At 70.5% G+C, this 16445-nt stretch carries 17 protein-coding genes; 6 read left to right on the plus strand and 11 right to left on the minus strand.

Going from position 1 to position 16445, the window contains the following annotated elements:
- Window positions 1-3: 3 nt before the first annotated feature.
- Genes pafA through dop form a run of 5 tightly spaced genes read right to left on the minus strand, consistent with a single transcriptional unit; the run spans window position 4 to window position 4923 of the window.
- The gene (pafA, locus tag H9L09_RS20300) at window positions 4-1365 is read right to left on the minus strand and encodes a Pup--protein ligase (RefSeq protein ID WP_187578589.1); all 1362 of its coding nucleotides are present in this window, start codon (window positions 1363-1365) and stop codon (window positions 4-6) included.
- 59 nt (window positions 1366-1424) lie between these two features.
- The gene (gene prcA / locus H9L09_RS20305) at window positions 1425-2279 is read right to left on the minus strand and encodes a proteasome subunit alpha (protein ID WP_187578590.1); all 855 of its coding nucleotides are present in this window, start codon (window positions 2277-2279) and stop codon (window positions 1425-1427) included.
- A 52-nt stretch (window positions 2280-2331) separates the two neighbouring features.
- Window positions 2332-3171, minus strand: coding sequence for a proteasome subunit beta (prcB, locus tag H9L09_RS20310; protein ID WP_187578591.1), 840 nt, complete (start codon window positions 3169-3171; stop codon window positions 2332-2334).
- 6 nt (window positions 3172-3177) lie between these two features.
- Window positions 3178-3375, minus strand: coding sequence for a ubiquitin-like protein Pup (locus tag H9L09_RS20315; RefSeq protein WP_187578592.1), 198 nt, complete (start codon window positions 3373-3375; stop codon window positions 3178-3180).
- A 39-nt stretch (window positions 3376-3414) separates the two neighbouring features.
- Complete coding sequence (gene dop / locus H9L09_RS20320) at window positions 3415-4923, minus strand: depupylase/deamidase Dop (protein ID WP_187578593.1); 1509 nt, start codon at window positions 4921-4923, stop codon at window positions 3415-3417.
- Between the two features lie 111 nt (window positions 4924-5034).
- On the opposite strand from dop, the gene H9L09_RS20325 reads away from it, so the two are divergent.
- Window positions 5035-5505 carry an aminoacyl-tRNA deacylase gene (locus tag H9L09_RS20325; protein ID WP_187578594.1) on the plus strand — a complete coding sequence of 157 codons (471 nt, stop codon included), beginning with the start codon at window positions 5035-5037 and terminating at the stop codon, window positions 5503-5505.
- Window positions 5506-5542: 37 nt separating this feature from the next.
- Here H9L09_RS20325 and arc read toward each other — a convergent pair whose 3' ends face one another.
- The 3 genes from arc to H9L09_RS20340 all read right to left on the minus strand — a co-directional run bounded on the left by arc (window position 5543) and on the right by H9L09_RS20340 (window position 9650).
- Window positions 5543-7300 carry a proteasome ATPase gene (gene arc / locus H9L09_RS20330; RefSeq protein ID WP_187578595.1) on the minus strand — a complete coding sequence of 586 codons (1758 nt, stop codon included), beginning with the start codon at window positions 7298-7300 and terminating at the stop codon, window positions 5543-5545.
- Window positions 7301-7456: 156 nt separating this feature from the next.
- A complete protein-coding gene (locus H9L09_RS20335) occupies window positions 7457-8464 on the minus strand; it encodes a tRNA (adenine-N1)-methyltransferase (RefSeq protein ID WP_187578596.1) in 1008 nt (335 codons plus the stop codon).
- Window positions 8465-8495: 31 nt separating this feature from the next.
- A complete protein-coding gene (locus H9L09_RS20340; RefSeq protein ID WP_223164139.1) occupies window positions 8496-9650 on the minus strand; it encodes a site-2 protease family protein in 1155 nt (384 codons plus the stop codon).
- Between the two features lie 63 nt (window positions 9651-9713).
- On the opposite strand from H9L09_RS20340, the gene H9L09_RS20345 reads away from it, so the two are divergent.
- Complete coding sequence (locus H9L09_RS20345) at window positions 9714-10604, plus strand: RecB family exonuclease (protein WP_187578597.1); 891 nt, start codon at window positions 9714-9716, stop codon at window positions 10602-10604.
- A 31-nt stretch (window positions 10605-10635) separates the two neighbouring features.
- Window positions 10636-11157 carry a nitroreductase family deazaflavin-dependent oxidoreductase gene (locus tag H9L09_RS20350; RefSeq protein ID WP_187578598.1) on the plus strand — a complete coding sequence of 174 codons (522 nt, stop codon included), beginning with the start codon at window positions 10636-10638 and terminating at the stop codon, window positions 11155-11157.
- A gap of 32 nt (window positions 11158-11189) precedes the next feature.
- Here H9L09_RS20350 and H9L09_RS20355 read toward each other — a convergent pair whose 3' ends face one another.
- Window positions 11190-11834 carry an HAD family hydrolase gene (locus tag H9L09_RS20355; protein WP_246456135.1) on the minus strand — a complete coding sequence of 215 codons (645 nt, stop codon included), beginning with the start codon at window positions 11832-11834 and terminating at the stop codon, window positions 11190-11192.
- 355 nt (window positions 11835-12189) lie between these two features.
- Between H9L09_RS20355 and H9L09_RS20360 the strand changes: the two genes are divergently transcribed.
- From H9L09_RS20360 to H9L09_RS20370, 3 genes are all read left to right on the plus strand, one after another.
- Window positions 12190-13215 carry a glucose 1-dehydrogenase gene (locus H9L09_RS20360; protein ID WP_246456136.1) on the plus strand — a complete coding sequence of 342 codons (1026 nt, stop codon included), beginning with the start codon at window positions 12190-12192 and terminating at the stop codon, window positions 13213-13215.
- Between the two features lie 43 nt (window positions 13216-13258).
- Complete coding sequence (locus H9L09_RS21760; RefSeq protein ID WP_223164140.1) at window positions 13259-13519, plus strand: YrhK family protein; 261 nt, start codon at window positions 13259-13261, stop codon at window positions 13517-13519.
- Window positions 13520-13671: 152 nt separating this feature from the next.
- Window positions 13672-15063 carry a short-chain fatty acid transporter gene (locus tag H9L09_RS20370; RefSeq protein WP_223164141.1) on the plus strand — a complete coding sequence of 464 codons (1392 nt, stop codon included), beginning with the start codon at window positions 13672-13674 and terminating at the stop codon, window positions 15061-15063.
- Here H9L09_RS20370 and H9L09_RS20375 read toward each other — a convergent pair.
- Together H9L09_RS20375 and H9L09_RS20380 are read right to left on the minus strand one after the other, a co-directional pair.
- Window positions 14959-15594 carry a DUF4259 domain-containing protein gene (locus H9L09_RS20375; protein WP_187578600.1) on the minus strand — a complete coding sequence of 212 codons (636 nt, stop codon included), beginning with the start codon at window positions 15592-15594 and terminating at the stop codon, window positions 14959-14961. The two genes, H9L09_RS20370 and H9L09_RS20375, sit on opposite strands and share 105 nt — an antisense overlap.
- Window positions 15595-15665: 71 nt before the next feature.
- A complete protein-coding gene (locus H9L09_RS20380) occupies window positions 15666-16445 on the minus strand; it encodes an amino acid ABC transporter ATP-binding protein (RefSeq protein WP_187578601.1) in 780 nt (259 codons plus the stop codon).

Raw genomic sequence — 16445 nt, forward strand, 5'->3', positions numbered from 1 at the left:
AGGTCACATGCCTTCGATGAGCTTGTGCACCCGCTCGTCGTGCGCGCGGAACGGGTCCTTGCACAGGACGGTCCGCTGGGCCTGGTCGTTGAGCTTGAGGTGCACCCAGTCGACGGTGAAGTCGCGCCGGCGCTCCTGCGCTCGCTTGATGAACTCGCCGCGCAGGCGGGCGCGGGTGGTCTGCGGCGGCAGCGTCTTCGCCTCGAAGATGCGCAGGTCGTCGGTGACCCGCGTGACCGCTCCGCGACGCTCGAGCAGGTAGTAGAGGCCGCGGCCGCGGTGGATGTCGTGGTAGGCCAGGTCGAGCTGCGCGACCCGGGGATGGCTGAGCGGGAGGCCGTGCTGGGCGCGGTAGCGGTCGATCAGCTTCCACTTGATCACCCAGTCGATCTCGCGCTCGACCAGACCGAAGTCCCCGGACTCCACCGCCTTGAGCGTGCGTTCCCACAGGTCGAGCGTGCGCTCGATGACCGGCGTGCTGATCTCGCGGCGGTCGACGAAGTCGCGGGCGCGGGTGAGGTACTCCTGCTGGATGTCGAGCGCGCTTGCCTCGCGGCCGTTGGCCAGCCGCACCTTCCGGCGTCCGGTCATGTCGTGCGAGATCTCGCGGATCGCCCGGATCGGGTTCTCCATCGTGAGGTCGCGCATCACCACGCCCTCCTCGATCATCCGCAGCACCAGGTCGCAGGAGGACACCTTGAGCAGCGTCGTGGTCTCGCTCATGTTGGAGTCCCCGACGATGACGTGCAGGCGCCGGTAGCGCTCGGCGTCGGCGTGCGGCTCGTCGCGGGTGTTGATGATCGGCCGGCTGCGGGTGGTGGCGCTGGAGACGCCCTCCCAGATGTGCTCGGCGCGCTGGCTGACGGAGTACATCGCGCCGCGCGGGGTCTGGATCACCTTGCCGGCGCCGCAGATGATCTGGCGCGTGACCAGGAACGGGATCAGCACGTCGGCGAGCTTGCTGAACTCCCCCTGCCGTCCGACGAGGTAGTTCTCGTGGCAGCCGTAGGAGTTTCCGGCCGAGTCGGTGTTGTTCTTGAACAGGTAGACGTCGCCGGCGATGCCCTCGTCGTGCAGGCGCCGCTCGGCGTCGACGAGCAGACCCTCGAGCACCCGCTCCCCCGCCTTGTCGTGGGCGACCAGGTCGACGAGGTCGTCGCACTCGGGGGTGGCGTACTCCGGGTGGCTGCCGACGTCGAGGTAGAGCCGGGCGCCGTTGCGCAGGAACACGTTGCTGCTGCGGCCCCAGGAGACCACCTTGCGGAACAGGTAGCGGGCAACCTCGTCCGGCGAGAGGCGTCGCTGCCCGCGGAACGTGCAGGTGACGCCGTACTCGTTCTCGATCCCGAAGATCCGGCGGTCCACGGGTCCCACCCTAGGCGCCGTACGCAACCCCCGTCAGCGACTCGCGGAACCAGCCCCGCTCAGTCCAGCGGTGGACCGGACCGGTCCACCGGCGGCGAGACCGGGGGCGAAACCGGCGGGGCCACCGGCGAGTCGCTCTCCGCACTGGCGGCCGGGCCCTCGGCCGGCGCTCCCGACGGCAGCTCAGCGGCGGGGCCGGCCTCCGGACCGCCGTCACCGCTCCCTCCGAGGATCCGCTCGAGGCGCTCCTCGGTGAGCCGCTTGAACTTGCGCTGCTGGGTGCGGGTGCGGTCGAGGATCGCCACCTCGAGGTCCGAGGCCGGGATGACCCGGTCGCCGCTGTCGCTGTGACCGAGGGCCGCCACGGCGACCCGCAGCGCGTCGGCGAGCGATGCGCCCAGGACGAAGTGCTCCCGCAGGTGCGCGGTGACCGACTCCGCCGCGCCGCCCATCACTGCGAAGTCGTGCTCGTCGGCGACCTGGCCGTCGTAGGTGAGCCGGTAGATCTGGTCGTCGGCGACCGCGTCCCCGACCTCGGCGACGAAGATCTCCACCTCGTAGGGCTTCTCGCCGCCGCTGGAGAAGATCGTGCCCAGGGTCTGCGCGTAGGCGTTCGCCAGGCCCCGGCCGGTCACGTCGCGGCGGTCGTAGGCGTAGCCGCGCATGTCGGCCAGCCGGACCCCGGCGATCCGGAGGTTCTCGAACTCGTTGTAGCGGCCCACCGCGGCGAACGCGATCCGGTCATAGATCTCGCTGACCTTGTGCAGCGCCTGGGACGGGTTCTCCGAGACGAACATGATCCCGTCGGCGTACTGGATGACGGCGACCGAGCGGCCGCGGGCGATGCCCTTGCGGGCGAAGTCCGCCCGGTCCTTCATCAGCTGCTCGGGCGAGACGTAGAACGGCATCGTCATGGGTGATCCTCGCGTTCAGGAAGGGGCAGGCTCGACGGCACGGTCGGCCGGACTAGGTCAGGGAGGCCACGGGGCCGTCGGGGCGCTGCATGCGCGCGGCGATCACGCGGTCGGCGATGGCGGCGACCTCCTGGTCGGGCAGCCGGCGCAGCCCGTCCCCGGTGATCACGGTGACGACCGGGAAGATCCGCCGGGTCATGTCCGGCCCGCCGGTTGCCGAGTCGTCGTCGGCGGCGTCGTACAGCGCCTGCACCAGCGCGGTCACGCAGCCCTCCTCGTCGAGGTCCTCGCGGTAGAGCTTCTTCAGCGAGCCGCGAGCGAACAGCGACCCGGAGCCGACGGAGTGGAAGGCCGTCTCCTCGTAGCGGCCGCCGGTGACGTCGTAGGAGAAGATCCGGCCCTGCCGGCCGACGAGGTCGTAGCCGGCGAAGAGCGGCACCACGGCCAGGCCCTGCATCGCCATCCCGAGGTTGGAGCGGATCAGCGCGGCGAGCCGGTTCGCCTTGCCGTCCATCGACAGCGTCGTGCCCTCGATCTTCTCGTAGTGCTCGAGCTCGGTCTGGAACAGCCGCACCATCTCCACCGCGAGGCCTGCGGCGCCGGCGATGCCCACGGCGGAGTACTCGTCGGCGGGGAAGACCTTCTGGATGTCGCGCTGGGCGATGATGTTGCCCATCGTCGCGCGCCGGTCACCGGCCATCACCACCCCGCCGGGGTACGTCGCCGCGACGATCGTGGTCCCGTGCGGAGCCAGCTCGGCGGCGTTCCCCTGGGGCAGCGAGCGGTGGCTGGGCAGCAGCTCGGGGGCCTGGTGGGCGAGGAACTCCGCGAACGAGGACGAACCGGGCGCGAGGAAGGCAGCGGAGAGCCGCCCGGAGAGACGATCGCTCATGGAGGCCTACTCGCCGCCCTTCTGGATGAACGACTTCACGAAGTCCTCGGCGTTGGTCTCCAGCACGTCGTCGATCTCGTCGAGGATCGCGTCGATGTCCTCGTCGAGCTGCTCCTTGCGGTCCGCGACCTCGCCGGCGGCCGCGACCTCCGGGGCCTCCTCGGACTCCGAGGACCTCTTGGGCTGCTTCTGCTCCTGTGCCATGAGCGACTCCTCCGCGACGGTGGGACGACGCCTCCGACCCTAGCCGGTCAACGCACGGAACAAGGCCTCTGCTGTGTCACAACGGTCGAGGAGTTCGCCGACGTGGGCGCGGCTGCCGCGCAGCGGGTCGACGGTGGGCACGCGCTGCAGCGACTCGCGGCCCGGCAGGTCGAAGATCACCGAGTCCCACGAGGCCGCCGCGATCTGGTCGGCGTACTGCTCCAGGCACCGACCCCGGAAGTAGGCGCGGGTGTCCTCGGGCGGTCGGTGCATCGCCTCGGCGACCTCGGCGTCACCGAGGAGGCGCTCGATCCGGCCCATCCCCACCAGCCGGTGGTAGAGCCCCTTGTCGGGCCGGATGTCGGCGTACTGCAGGTCGATCAGGTGCAGCTTCGCGTCGTCCCAGTCCAGGCCGTCGCGGTCGCGGTACTGCTGCAGGAGCTTGAGCTTGGCCACCCAGTCGAGCTCCCGGGCGCACAGGAACGGGTCCTCCTCCAACCGGTCCAGGAGCGACTGCCAGCGCGCCAGCACGTCCTGGGTCTGGGGGTCCGCGTCGGCGCCGTACCGGTCCTCGACGTACTTGCGGGCGAGGTCGAGGTACTCGCGCTGCAGCTGCACCGCGGTCAGCGTGCGGCCGTCCTCCATCCTCAGGAGGTGCCGCAGGGTCGGGTCGTGGGAGACCGCGCGCAGCGCGCGCACGGGCTGGTGCACCGCGAGGTCGCGGCCGATGAAGCGGTCCTCGATCATCGCCAGCACGAGCGAGGTCATGCCGACCTTCATGTACGTGGACACCTCGGCGAGGTTGGCGTCCCCGATGATCACGTGCAGGCGGCGATACTTCTCCGGGTCGGCGTGCGGCTCGTCCCGGGTGTTGATGATCGGCCGCTTGAGGGTGGTCTCCAGACCTACCTCGACCTCGAAGTAGTCGGCGCGCTGGCTGAGCTGGAAGCCGTGGTCGCGGCCGTCCTGCCCGATCCCGACGCGGCCGGCACCGGTGATCACCTGCCGGCTGACGAAGAACGGCGTGAGGTGCCGCACGATGTCACCGAACGGCGTGCTGCGGCGCATCAGGTAGTTCTCGTGCGCGCCGTACGACGCACCTTTGTTGTCGGTGTTGTTCTTGTAGAGCAGCAGCTGGGCTGCGCCGGGAAGGGCGCCGGCGAACCGGGCGGCGTCGAGCATCACCTGCTCCCCTGCCTTGTCCCACTTCACGATGTCGAGCGGCGTGGTGCACTCCGGCGTGGAGTACTCGGGGTGGGCGTGGTCGACGTAGAGGCGGGCCCCGTTGGTCAGGATGACGTTGGCGAGCCCGAGGTCCTCGTCGGTGAGCTGGGAGGGGTCGGCCACCTCGCGGGACATGTCGAAGCCGCGGGCGTCGCGCAGCGGCGACTCCTCCTCGAAGTCCCAGCGGGCACGACGGGCGCGCAGCGTCGAGGAGGCGTAGGCGTTGACCACCTGGGACGAAGCCACCATCGGGTTGGCGGTGGGCTGCCCCTGCACCGAGATGCCGAACTCGGTCTCGGTCCCCATCACCCGTCGCACGCTCATGTCCCGAGACTACGCGGACGGCCGCACCGGTCCCTGGGGAACGCCCGGGCCCGGCGGCGCCGACCACCCGCCGTAGGCCCGGCGCCGACGAGCAGGCGCTAGCGTGCGCCCATGACCGACGAGTCCCCCCGCGCCCTCGCCGCCGCCGAGGTGCTCGGCCTGGCCCACCAGGTGACCCGGCACGGCCCGGTGCGCTCGCTGGAGGAGGCGGCGGCCGCGCGCGGTCTCCCACCCGAGGCCATCGTGAAGACGCTGGTGGTGCGGCTCGCCGACGACGACTACCGGTTCGTCCTGGTCCCGGGCGGCCGGGAGATCGCCTGGCCGAAGCTGCGGGCAGTGCTCGGCGTGAACCGGCTCTCGATGCCGAGCGCCGAGGTGGCACTAGAGGTGACCGGCTACGTGCGCGGCACGATCACCCCGCTGGGCAGCACCCACGCATGGCCGGTGATCGCCGACGAGCACGTGGCCGGTGCGGTCTCGATCGGCGGCGGCGGGCCCGGCGTGGCGCTCACCCTGGACGCGGCCGACCTGGTGGCGGCCCTCGACGCGACCGTCGCCGACGTGACCGAGCCGGCCGGCTGACCCCGACGGGTCGGGCCGGCCGGCTCGCCTGCCTGGTCTAGAGGTACTGGCCGGTGTTGGAGACCGTGTCGATCGAGCGTCCCGGCTCGGTGCCCTGCTTGCCGGTGATCAGCGTGCGGATGAAGACGATCCGCTCGCCCTTCTTGCCCGAGATCCGGGCCCAGTCGTCCGGGTTCGTGGTGTTGGGGAGGTCCTCGTTCTCCTTGAACTCGTCCACGCAGGCCTGCAGCAGGTGGGTGACCCGCAGCCCCTTCTGCTGGGTCTCGAGCAGGTCCTTGATCGCCATCTTCTTGGCCCGGTCGACGATGTTCTGGATCATCGCGCCGGAGTTGAAGTCCTTGAAGTACAGGACCTCCTTGTCGCCGTTGGCGTAGGTGACCTCGAGGAACCTGTTCTCCTCGGTCTCTGTGTACATCCGCTCCACGGTGGCCTGGATCATCGCGGCCACGCACGCCTCCCGGTCCCCGCCGAACTCGGCGAGGTCCTCGGCGTGCAGCGGCAGCGAGGTGAGGAGGTACTTGGAGAAGATGTCGCGGGCCGACTCGGCGTCCGGCCGCTCGATCTTGATCTTCACGTCCAGGCGTCCGGGACGCAGGATCGCGGGGTCGATCATGTCCTCGCGGTTCGAGGCGCCGATCACGATGACGTTCTCGAGGCCCTCGACGCCGTCGATCTCGCTGAGCAGCTGCGGCACGATCGTGTTCTCCACGTCGGAGGAGACACCGGAGCCGCGGGTGCGGAACAGCGAGTCCATCTCGTCGAAGAACACGATGACCGGCGTGCCCTGGTTGGCCTTCTCCCGGGCCCGCTGGAAGACCAGCCGGATGTGCCGCTCGGTCTCGCCGACGTACTTGTTGAGCAGCTCGGGGCCCTTGATGTTGAGGAAGTAGGACTTCCCCTCCTGGCCGGTCTTGGCCGCCACCTTCTTGGCCAGCGAGTTCGCCACCGCCTTGGCGATCAAGGTCTTGCCGCAGCCGGGCGGGCCGTAGAGCAGCACGCCCTTGGGCGGCTTGAGCTGGTGCTCCTTGAACAGGTCGGGGTGCAGGTAGGGCAGCTCGACGGCGTCGCGGATCTGGTCGATCTGGCCGCGGAGGCCGCCGATGCTCTCGTAGGCGATGTCCGGGACCTCTTCGAGGACCAGCTCCTCGACCTCGGACTTCGGCACCTTCTCGTAGACGTAGCCCGAGCGGGAGTCCAGCAGCAGCGAGTCCCCCGCACGCAACGTGATGGCGCGCAGCGGCTCGGCGAGCCGGACCACGCGCTCCTCGTCCGCGTTGGCGATGACCAGGACCCGGTCGCCGTCGGCCAGGACCTCCTTGAGCATCACGACCTCGCCGATCTCCTCGTAGTCGAGGGCGGCGACGACGTTCAGGGCCTCGTTGAGCATGACCTCCTGGCCGCGGCGCAGGTCGGTGAGCTCGATGGTCGGGCTGACGTTCACCCGGAGCTTGCGCCCCCCGGTGAAGACGTCGATCGAGCCGTCCTCGTTGCTGCCCAGGAAGGTGCCGAAGCCGGCCGGCGGCTGCGCCAGCCGGTCGACCTCCTCCTTGAGGGTCATGATCTGGTCGCGGGCCTCCCGCAACGTCTGCGCCAGCCGCTCGTTCTGGCTGGTCACCGCCGCCAGCGAGCGCTGCGTCTCGGCGAGCCGCTGCTCCACCGAGCGCGAGTGGACCGGGCTCTCCGCGAGCCGGCGGCGCAGGTCCCTGACCTCGTCCTCCAGGAAGCCGAGCTGGCTCTCCAGCTCGTCGCGCGTGCGCGATCCAGGCCTGTTCATGTCGTTGTCCGACGCGGGCATGACAGTCACCTCCACTGCAATGGACGTCTCGCCTGCGAGCGACACTACCCGCGCGGCGAAGCGTTGTGACAAGGAACGTCAGACGTGTCGGCGACCAATAGTTGTCTCGTCGTCGTCCTGTCCCCGGCCCGTGACCTGCCGCCGCGCGCGGGCCGCTCAGGCGTCGAACGGCTCCTCGGCCACGGCGGGCGGCAGGCCACCGGGGCGCGGACCGTCGTAGTCGACGCCGTACGCGCCCGGGGCGGGGCGCCGCTTGCGGACCGGGGCGGTCTCCCCCGGCGCCAGCCGGCGCGCGGTGACCAGGAAGCCGGTGTGCCCGACCATCTTGTGGCCGGGGCGGACGGCGAGCCCCTCGACGTGCCAGTCCCGCACGAGCGTCTCCCACGGGTGCGGCTCGGTGAAGCCGCCGTGGGCGCGCAGCGTCTCGACGGTCTTGCTCAGCTGGGTGGTGGTGGCGACGTACGCGCACACCATCCCGCCGGCGGCCAACGCCCGGGCGACCCGGTCCACGCACTCCCAGGGCGCGAGCATGTCGAGCACGATCCGGTCGACCGACCCGTCCTCCTCCGCCATTGCCTCGACGAGGTCGCCGACGGTGAGCTGCCAGGCGGGGTGGTCGCCGTCGAAGAACTGGGTGACGTTGCGCCGGGCCACGTCGGCGAACTCCTGGCGGCGTTCGTACGACGAGACGCGGCCCTCCGGTCCGACGGCGCGCAGCAGCGAGCAGGTCAGCGCGCCGGAGCCCACCCCGGCCTCGACCACCCGCGCGCCCGGGAAGACGTCGGCCATCGCGACGATCTGGGCGGCGTCCTTGGGGTAGACGACCGCTGCCTGGCGGGGCATGGAGACCACGAACTCAGTGAGCAGCGGACGGAACACGAGGTACTCGCCCCCGGCGGAGGAGACGATGGTGAAGCCCTGCTCGCGGCCGATCAGGTCGTCGTGCTCGAGGTGCCCGCGGTTGGAGAAGAACCGCTTGCCGGCCTCGAGGCAGATGTTGTGGCGGCGTCCCTTGGTGTCGGTGAGCCGGACCCACTCGCCCTCCTGCAGCGGGCCACGTCTTACCCCGGACCAGGTCGGGTCGGGCAAGGTCGTGGCTGCGTCGGCGGGCTCCTCGGGGGCGTCCGGGGACAGGTCTGACGAGGGCTCGAGGGGGATGGGCATGCGCCGGAGCCTATCGGGGGCGCCGCCGGCCTCAGGCGGCGCGGGCGAAGGCCCGGTCGACGTCCTCGGTGACCAGCACGCCGTAGACGGTGCCGTCCGGCTCGAGCAGGAGGTACTCAGATGCGGGCGTGCGCTGCATGGCCCGGATCAGCGGCTCGCCGACGAGGTCCGCCGCCAGGAACAGCCCGGGCTGCAGGGTGCGCGCCACCGAGCTGACCGGGATCCACGGACGCCGCTCGTCGGGGGTGGCCAGGACGGCGGCCTCGCTGACCACGGCGGTGGGACGACCGTCCTGACCGAGGACCAGGATGCTGCCGGCCCGCTCCTCCTGGGCCCTCCGGACAGCCTCGGAGAGCGGCTGGTCGCCGGGAACCTGCAGCGCCCGGCGGGCCAGCTGCCGGGCGGCGAGCACCGGCAGCCGGCGGCGGACCTTGGCCGAGACGATGGCGGCGGTCGCCCCGCTCCACAAGAAGGCGGCGATCACCAGCGCCAGGACGTAGTCGCTGATCAGCGTGGGCTGCCCGGTCACCAGCTCGCGGCCCAGCGGGTAGCCGAGGGCGGCCACGGCCGCGACCCGGCCGCCCCAGCCCGCCACGATCGTCGCGCGGTGCGGGTCGCCGGTGGCCTTCCACACGCCCGCGCGCAGCACCCGGCCGCCGTCGAGCGGCAGGCCGGGCACGAGGTTCAGCACGCCGACGATCAGGTTGGCGGTGGCGAGCATCTCCACGGCCAGCTCCAGCAACCCGGAGGGCGTCACGGGGAGCAGCAGCAAGAAGACCAGCCCGATCGCGACCGAGGTCAGCGGGCCGACGACGGAGACGCCGAACTCGCGTCCGGGGGTGTCCGGCTCCCCGTCGATCTCGGTCACACCGCCGAGGAAATGCAGCGTGATGGACCGGACCGGAAGGCCGTAGCGCCGGGCCATCAGGGCGTGCGAGATCTCGTGCAGCAGCACCGAGAGGTAGAGCAGGACGGCGAAGGCGCCGCCGGCCACGTAGGTCCACGCCCCCAGCCCCGGGGCCACCTGCTCGATCGCGGGTGCGATGAGCACCGAGATCAGGACCGCCACGATCAACCACGAGGACCGGACGAGGACGTCGATCCCCCCGACCTGGCCGATCCGGAGCGTGCCTGGTGGGCGCGTCGGCGCCGGCTGCCTGCTGGGGTCCGCCCCTGGTGATGCCACGCCCCCAAACTATCGCGACGGTCCGTCCCGGTTCTGTCGGCGCGACCACCTAGGGTCGTCGACATGAGCACACACGTCACCGAGGGGACGGTCGTCGACGGGGTCGACGTCCTCGGGTCGCTCTCCCCGAGCCGGGCATCGGACTTCATGACCTGTCCGCTCCTGTTCCGCTTCCGCACCATCGACAAGCTGCCCGAGCCGTCCTCCCCGGACGCCGTGCGCGGCACCGTCGTGCACAAGGTGCTGGAGAACCTGTTCGACCTGCCGGCGGCGGAGCGCACCTCCGACCGGGCTTCCCGGATGCTCCAGCCGGCCTGGGAGGAGGTCCTCGAGGCCGATCCCCGGGTCGCGGAGATGTTCGGCCCCGAGGGGCCGGAGATCAGCGCCTGGATGGCCTCCTGCGGCGAGTCGCTGGAGCGCTACTTCACGCTCGAGGACCCGACCCGCCTCGAGCCGGCCGAGCGCGAGCTCTACGTCGAGACGCTGCTGGAGTCCCGGCTGCTGCTGCGCGGCTTCGTGGACCGCCTCGACGTCGCCCCGACCGGCGAGATCCGGGTGGTGGACTACAAGACCGGCCGGTCCCCGGCCGAGGCCTTCGAGGCCAAGGCGCTCTTCCAGATGAAGTTCTACGCGCTGGTGATCTGGCGCACCCGGGGCGTGGTCCCGCGGATGCTGCAGCTGATCTACCTCGGCAACGGCGAGGTGCTGCGCTACTCCCCCGACGAGAGCGACCTGCTCGCCACGGAGCGCAAGGTCGAGGCGCTGTGGTCGGCGATCAAGCGCGCCCAGGAGTCCGGTGACTTCCAGCCCCGCCGGTCGGCGTTGTGCGGCTGGTGTGCCCACCAGGCGCTGTGTCCCGAGTGGGGCGGTACGACGCCACCGCTGCCCGAGCCGGTGGCGGTCGAGCCGGCGCCGGTCGATCTCGCCGCGGAGGGCTCGGCGGAGTTCTCCTGACGCGACCGGATCGCGCCCCTACGCTCGGCCCATGAGCGTGGCAGACGAGATGGACTACCGCTTCGGCACCGCCAACCGCGCCCAGCGAGCGCTCCAGGTGCTGGTGGCCTCCCGGGGCGGCGCCTGGTTCTTCTCGCGGGTCCTGCCGCCCCTGGATACCTGGGTGCAGCGCGTGAGCCACCACCGCCACACCGTGCCGGGCCTGCTGGCCGGGTTGCCGGTCGTGGACCTGACCACCACCGGCCGCAAGAGCGGGCTGCCCCGCACCACACACCTGATCGCGATCCCGCACCACGACACCCTTGCCCTGCTCGGCACGAACTTCGGGCAGCCGTCGACTCCCGCGTGGGTGCTGAACCTGGAGGCGGACCCGGTGGCGACGCTCTCCTACCGGGGCACCTCGGTGCAGGTCCTGGCCCGCCCGGCCACCGAGCCCGAGCAGGCCGAGGTGCTGGCCCGCTCGGAGAAGCTGTACATCGGGTACCGCAAGTACCAGACACGCATCACCGGCCGCCGGCTGCGGATCTTCGTGCTGGAGCAGGCGCGGAGCTGACCTGGCTCCGGTCTCCCGCGTGCTTCCGGGCGCTAGGACCAGCCGGGGTGGCCGGCCCGGCCCGGCAGCGCGAACAGCGAGAGCGCGTCGAGGCCGACCAGCGTCTCGGTGAGGATCCGGCGCTCGCCCGCCGGCACCGGCACGTGGTTGGGCACCACCACGACCGAGCAGCCCGCGGCCACCGCGGAGCGGGCGCCGGTGGCGGAGTCCTCGATCGCCAGGGACCGGGTCGGGTCGACACCGAGCTTGGCGGCTGCGGTGAGGTAGGGCTCGGGGTGGGGCTTGCCCTGGGAGACCAGGTCACCGGTCACGACCACGTCGAAGACGTCTTCCGGGAGCCCGGCCAGGATCGGTGCGACGAACCGTTGGTACGACATCGTCACCAGGGCCAGCGGCACCTCGTGCGAGCGCAGGTCCTCGAGCAGCTCGCGGGCTCCCGCCCGCCACGGCACCTCGTCCAGCACACGTGCCACCACCCGGTCGAGGAGCTCCTCGACGATCACCGCGGCGTCGAGGTCGATGCCGGAGTGCTCGCGCAGGTAGCGACCCGAGTCGAGCAGGTCGTTGCCGACCAGGTTCATCGCGTGCTCGTGGCTCCAGGTGCCGCCGTGCTCCTCGACCAGGGCGTACTCGGCGTCGATCCAGTACGGCTCGGTGTCGACCAGGGTGCCGTCCATGTCCCACAGGACGGCCTGCGGCCGGCATTCACCCCTGTCCGGGTCCTGACCTGCCGGTTCGCGAGAAAGCGCGGTGCTCAGAATGCCCTCCTTGAGAGGTTCGTGCGACGGGCCGTGCGACGACCCACGATAGATCCACCATGCGCGAGAGTCGTCATCGTCAGGGCGCACCCCAGCAACGTGCTGCGAACTCCCCTGTTGCCGGTCCATGCGCGTCCGCATGCATCCCCCTCGAATGGGTAGGACTCCTGCACACCCGCTACGACTCAGAAGCGAGTCGCGCGACGCGGCTACTGAAGGATGTCATCAATTGCGCGCACTGACGGTGCAGCCGAGAACGCCCCGATCCCTACGGGTGGACGACGTCCCGGAGCCTGAGGCCGGCCCGGACGAGCTGCTGGTGCGAGGGCTGGCCGTCGGGGTCTGCGGGACCGACAAGGAGATCGTGCGCGGTGACTACGGGTGGGCGCCCCCCGGCCGGGACCGCTTGACGCTGGGTCACGAGTCCCTGGGACGGGTTGAGCACGCTCCGGATGGCAGCGGCTTCGTCGCGGGCGACCTGGTGGCCGGGGTCGTTCGCCGACCGGACCCGGAGCCGTGCGGCGCGTGCGCGCATGACGAGTGGGACATGTGCCGCAACGGGCGCTACACCGAGCGCGGGATCAAGGAGCTCGACGGCTACGCCAGCGAGCTGTGGACGGTTCCCGCTCACTTCGCCGTCAAGGTGGCCGCACACCTGGGGCTCACCGGTGTGCTGACCGAGCCCACCAGCGTGGTCGCCAAGGCCTGGGAGCAGGTCGACCGGATCGGGGAACGGGCCTGGTTCGAGCCGCGCACGGTGCTGGTGACCGGCGCGGGTCCGATCGGGCTGCTGGCCGCGCTGATCGGTGTCCAGCGCGGGCTCGACGTGCACGTGCTCGACCGACTCACCGACGGGCCCAAGCCCGACCTGGTGCGCGACCTCGGCGCCACCTACCACCACTCCAGCGTCGAGGACGTCGCCCGGCAGCTGTGCCCGGACGTCGTCATCGAGGCGACCGGAGTCGGGCAGCTCGTCTTCGACGCCATCGCCTCCACCGGCTCCTACGGCATCGTCTGCCTTACCGGCGTGTCCTCCGGCGCTCGCCGGCTGCAGATCGACGCCCGCGCCCTGAACCGCGAGGTGGTGCTGGAGAACGACGCGGTCGTGGGCTCGGTCAACGCGAACCTTCGTCACTACCACCTGGCGGCGGCCGCCCTCGCCGAGGCGGAACCCGAGTGGCTGCACCGGCTCATCACGACCACGGTTCCCCTCGCCGAGGCGCCGACCGCGTTCGACCGGCCCCCGGGCGAGGACGTCAAGGTGGTCATCACCCTCGACGACAGCGTGCTTGCTTCCTGATCCCGCTGCCGGGCGGCCTGTTCGACCAACCGAAGGAGCAGATGTGTCGACCTCGACAGACAACCGGCAGCAAGCGACTCACCGACCGTGGATCGGGGCCGCCCTGCGGGACTTTCCCTGGGTCCACCTGGGCCTCGGCCTGACCGGGAACATGTTGTTCGTCGTCGGCAGCGTGATGTTCTTCTGGGAGGGCGTCAAGACCGCGGCGATCTGGCTGTTCGTGCTCGGCAGCCTCGGCATGCTGATCGGGTCGCTCGGGGAGCTGCTGGTCCGCGTCGAGAAGCACCGTCGCGACGACCACTGACGCGGTCGTCCCGATCGGGTCCAGAGCCTTCGCGGCGCCTCGCCGGTCCCTCGTCTGACCGGGGGCTGCCGGACTCGGAACCTTGACACAGGTGCGAGGCACCTCGATGGTTGGCGATGTCCGCTTCGCCGTCAGGACGAGGAGAGTCCGTCATGTCCGGTTCCAGCTCCGAGACCGAAGCTCCGCAGCGACCGTCGTCGGGACTCTCGGCCGCCATGCGGCCGGTGAACTCCGTGGTCGAGCGCTACATCCCCAGCGCCTTGGTCTTCGCCATCGTCCTGACCTTCCTCGTGGCGATCCTCGCGCTGCTGCTGACCGATGCCGGCCCGGTCGACGTCGTGAAGGGATGGGGCGAGGGGCTTTCCGGCCTGCTGGCGTTCATGACCCAGATGGCACTGATCCTCCTGCTGGGCCACACCCTGGCCAACACCGGACCGGTGCGCAGAGGGTTGGCGTCGCTCGGCGGCCTGCCCAGGACCGCCTTGCAGGCGTACCTCTTCGTCTTCGTGGTCGCCGCCGTCGCGTCCCTGATCACCTGGGGCCTCGGCCTGGTGGTCGGCGTGCTGCTCGCGGTGCAGGTGGCTCGGCAGGGTCGTGAGAAGGGGCTCGAGCTGCACTTCCCGCTGCTGGTCGCAGCCGGGTACTCCGGCTACGTCATCTGGCACATGGGCTACTCCGGCTCCGGCACTCTGACCGCGGCTACTGAGGGCTCGTTCATCGCTGAGCAGCTCGGCCGGACCATCCCGATCAGTGAGACCACCTTCGCCTGGTGGAACATTGTCGCGATCATCGCCACGATCGTCGTGGTCGGCATCGGACTCGCCCTGGTGGCGCCGCGCGCCGGTGACCGGATCGTGGAGCTGAAGGCGGAAGCGCGGTTCGGCGCCGACACGGCCGTCGAGGACGAGGTCGTCACCCCGGCCGACCGGGTGGATGCCAATCGCGTGCCCACGCTGCTGGTGGGTCTGATGCTGGTCGCCTACCTGGTGATCCACTACGCGGAGGGCGGCACGGCGACCCTGGACATCGTCAACTGGACCTTCCTGGCGCTGGTCTTCCTGCTGGTGCGCAGCCCGCTCGAGCTGATCGGCCTGGTCAAGGATGCGGCGTCGAACGTGGGCGAGATCCTGCTGCAGTTCCCGCTCTACGCGGGCATCATGGGGATCATGGCCACCTCGGGCCTGATCACCGTCTTCTCCGACTTCATGGTCGAGACAGCCGGTCCGACGACGTTCGGTCTGCTGGCCTTCCTCTCGGCGGGCGTGGTGAACCTCTTCGTTCCCTCCGGCGGCGGCCAGTTCGCGGTCCAGGGCCCGGTGATGCTCGATGCCGGGGCACGGCTGGGTGTCGACCCGTCCGTGACGATTATGGCCATCGCCTACGGCGACCAGTGGACCAACATGATCCAGCCCTTCTGGGCGCTGCCGGTGCTCGCCATCTCAGGGCTGAAGATCCGCGACATTCTCGGCTACACCATGGTGACCCTGATCGCGTCCGGTCTGGTGTTCGGCACGACGATGCTGCTCCTCGGGCTGGCGAGCTAGGCGGTCTCTGAGCGCGCGCTCGGCGCGTCTCAGTTCTCGCTCCAGGAGCAGCGGTCCGCCGCCGCACTGGTTCTCCCGACGACCCCAAGCGAGTCCGCGGACGCCGGTTCGCGCTCGAGTAAGCGACGGCTTCACGCCATTGAGCCGAACTCCTGCTCCAGGTGCTTGGCCAGCCCCCTGGCGGGCGGGCTGCGGCCCGGTCAGCTGTTCGCGCAGCCTGGACAGCGCGGCCTTCCGCTTCGCCAGTTCTTTCGGGCCGGTTTCTGCCCACAGCTCGAGCCCCACTTCGGAGTCGATGACGCCGACGGCGCGGCGCTTCACGTCCTCGTCCAGGCGCCCGACCTGGTGCTGAGCGGCCGCCAGCGCCAGCCACAGCACGTGTGCTTCGTCCTGGTCGAGTCGCTCGTACTCGGCGATGACCCGGCGAGTGGCCTCCTCGTCTGAGACTTGGTCCTCGAGAAGCTCCCGGTAGTCGCCGCGCACGTCAGCGGCGGTGTCGTCCGAGAAGATGGCTGGTCCCCAAGCACCCATGGCGTCATCTTGCCCGGTCCGCCGCTGCCGGCAGTGCCACCCTCGGAACGCAACACACCTTGTTGCCGGACTCAGCCCTCGCTGAGCTCGGCGAGGAACGCCCGGCCACGCTCGCTCGTCGGGTGCTCCAGCACCTGCTCCGGCGTGCCTTGCTCCGCGATCCCGCTGTCGGCCATGAGCACGACACGGTCGGCGGCCCGGCGGGCGAACCGCATCTCGTGGGTCACGACCACCATCGTCATCCCGTCGTCGGCCAGGGTGCGCATCACCTGCAGCACCTCCCCCACCAGCTCCGGGTCGAGTGCCGAGGTCGGCTCGTCGAAGAGCATCACCTCGGGATCCATGGCAAGGGCCCGCGCGATGGCGACCCGCTGCTGCTGGCCGCCGGAGAGCTTGTCGGGGTAGGCGTCGGCCTTGTCCGGCAGCCCCACCCGCTCCAGCAGTCTCTCCGCACGCTCGCGCGCCTCTTCCTTCGACCGGCCGAGCACGTCGACCTGCGCCATCATGAGGTTGTCGATCACCTTCAGGTGCGGGAAGAGGTTGAAGGACTGGAAGACCATCCCGATCCGGCTCCGGATCTGGTTGAGGTGCTTCTCCTGGTAGACCAGCTCCTCCCCGGCGAACCGGATGGTGCCCGACTGGATGCGCTCGAGGCCGTTGATGCAGCGCAGCAGCGTGCTCTTGCCGGCACCCGAGGGGCCGATCAGCACGACCACCTCTCCGCGGTCGACCTCCAGGTCAACTCCTTGGAGCACGACCGTGTCGCCGTACTTCTTGACGATGTCCCGCATCTCGACGAGTGGCTCGCCCGCGCGGTCTGCGGGAAGCGCGGACGTCTGGGGGCTCCTCAT

The sequence above is a fragment of the Nocardioides mesophilus genome (assembly GCF_014395785.1).
In the GTDB taxonomy this organism is placed as follows: domain Bacteria; phylum Actinomycetota; class Actinomycetes; order Propionibacteriales; family Nocardioidaceae; genus Nocardioides_B; species Nocardioides_B mesophilus.

Bases quoted from the DNA above. Each gene is read 5' to 3' on its own strand.
- H9L09_RS20370 (WP_223164141.1), top strand. From the start codon at position 13,672: ATGTCCGGTTCCAGCTCCGAGACCGAAGCTCCGCAGCGACCGTCGTCG.
- H9L09_RS20345 (WP_187578597.1), top strand. From the start codon at position 9,714: ATGAGCACACACGTCACCGAGGGGACGGTCGTCGACGGGGTCGACGTC.
- H9L09_RS20350 (WP_187578598.1), top strand. From the start codon at position 10,636: ATGAGCGTGGCAGACGAGATGGACTACCGCTTCGGCACCGCCAACCGC.
- H9L09_RS20325 (WP_187578594.1), top strand. From the start codon at position 5,035: ATGACCGACGAGTCCCCCCGCGCCCTCGCCGCCGCCGAGGTGCTCGGC.
- H9L09_RS20355 (WP_246456135.1), bottom strand. From the start codon at position 11,834: ATGGACGGCACCCTGGTCGACACCGAGCCGTACTGGATCGACGCCGAG.
- dop (WP_187578593.1), bottom strand. From the start codon at position 4,923: ATGAGCGTGCGACGGGTGATGGGGACCGAGACCGAGTTCGGCATCTCG.
- H9L09_RS20335 (WP_187578596.1), bottom strand. From the start codon at position 8,464: ATGCCCATCCCCCTCGAGCCCTCGTCAGACCTGTCCCCGGACGCCCCC.
- H9L09_RS20315 (WP_187578592.1), bottom strand. From the start codon at position 3,375: ATGGCACAGGAGCAGAAGCAGCCCAAGAGGTCCTCGGAGTCCGAGGAG.
- H9L09_RS20380 (WP_187578601.1), bottom strand. From the start codon at position 16,445: ATGAGGAGCCCCCAGACGTCCGCGCTTCCCGCAGACCGCGCGGGCGAG.
- prcB (WP_187578591.1), bottom strand. From the start codon at position 3,171: ATGAGCGATCGTCTCTCCGGGCGGCTCTCCGCTGCCTTCCTCGCGCCC.
- prcA (WP_187578590.1), bottom strand. From the start codon at position 2,279: ATGACGATGCCGTTCTACGTCTCGCCCGAGCAGCTGATGAAGGACCGG.
- H9L09_RS20375 (WP_187578600.1), bottom strand. From the start codon at position 15,594: ATGGGTGCTTGGGGACCAGCCATCTTCTCGGACGACACCGCCGCTGAC.
- arc (WP_187578595.1), bottom strand. From the start codon at position 7,300: ATGCCCGCGTCGGACAACGACATGAACAGGCCTGGATCGCGCACGCGC.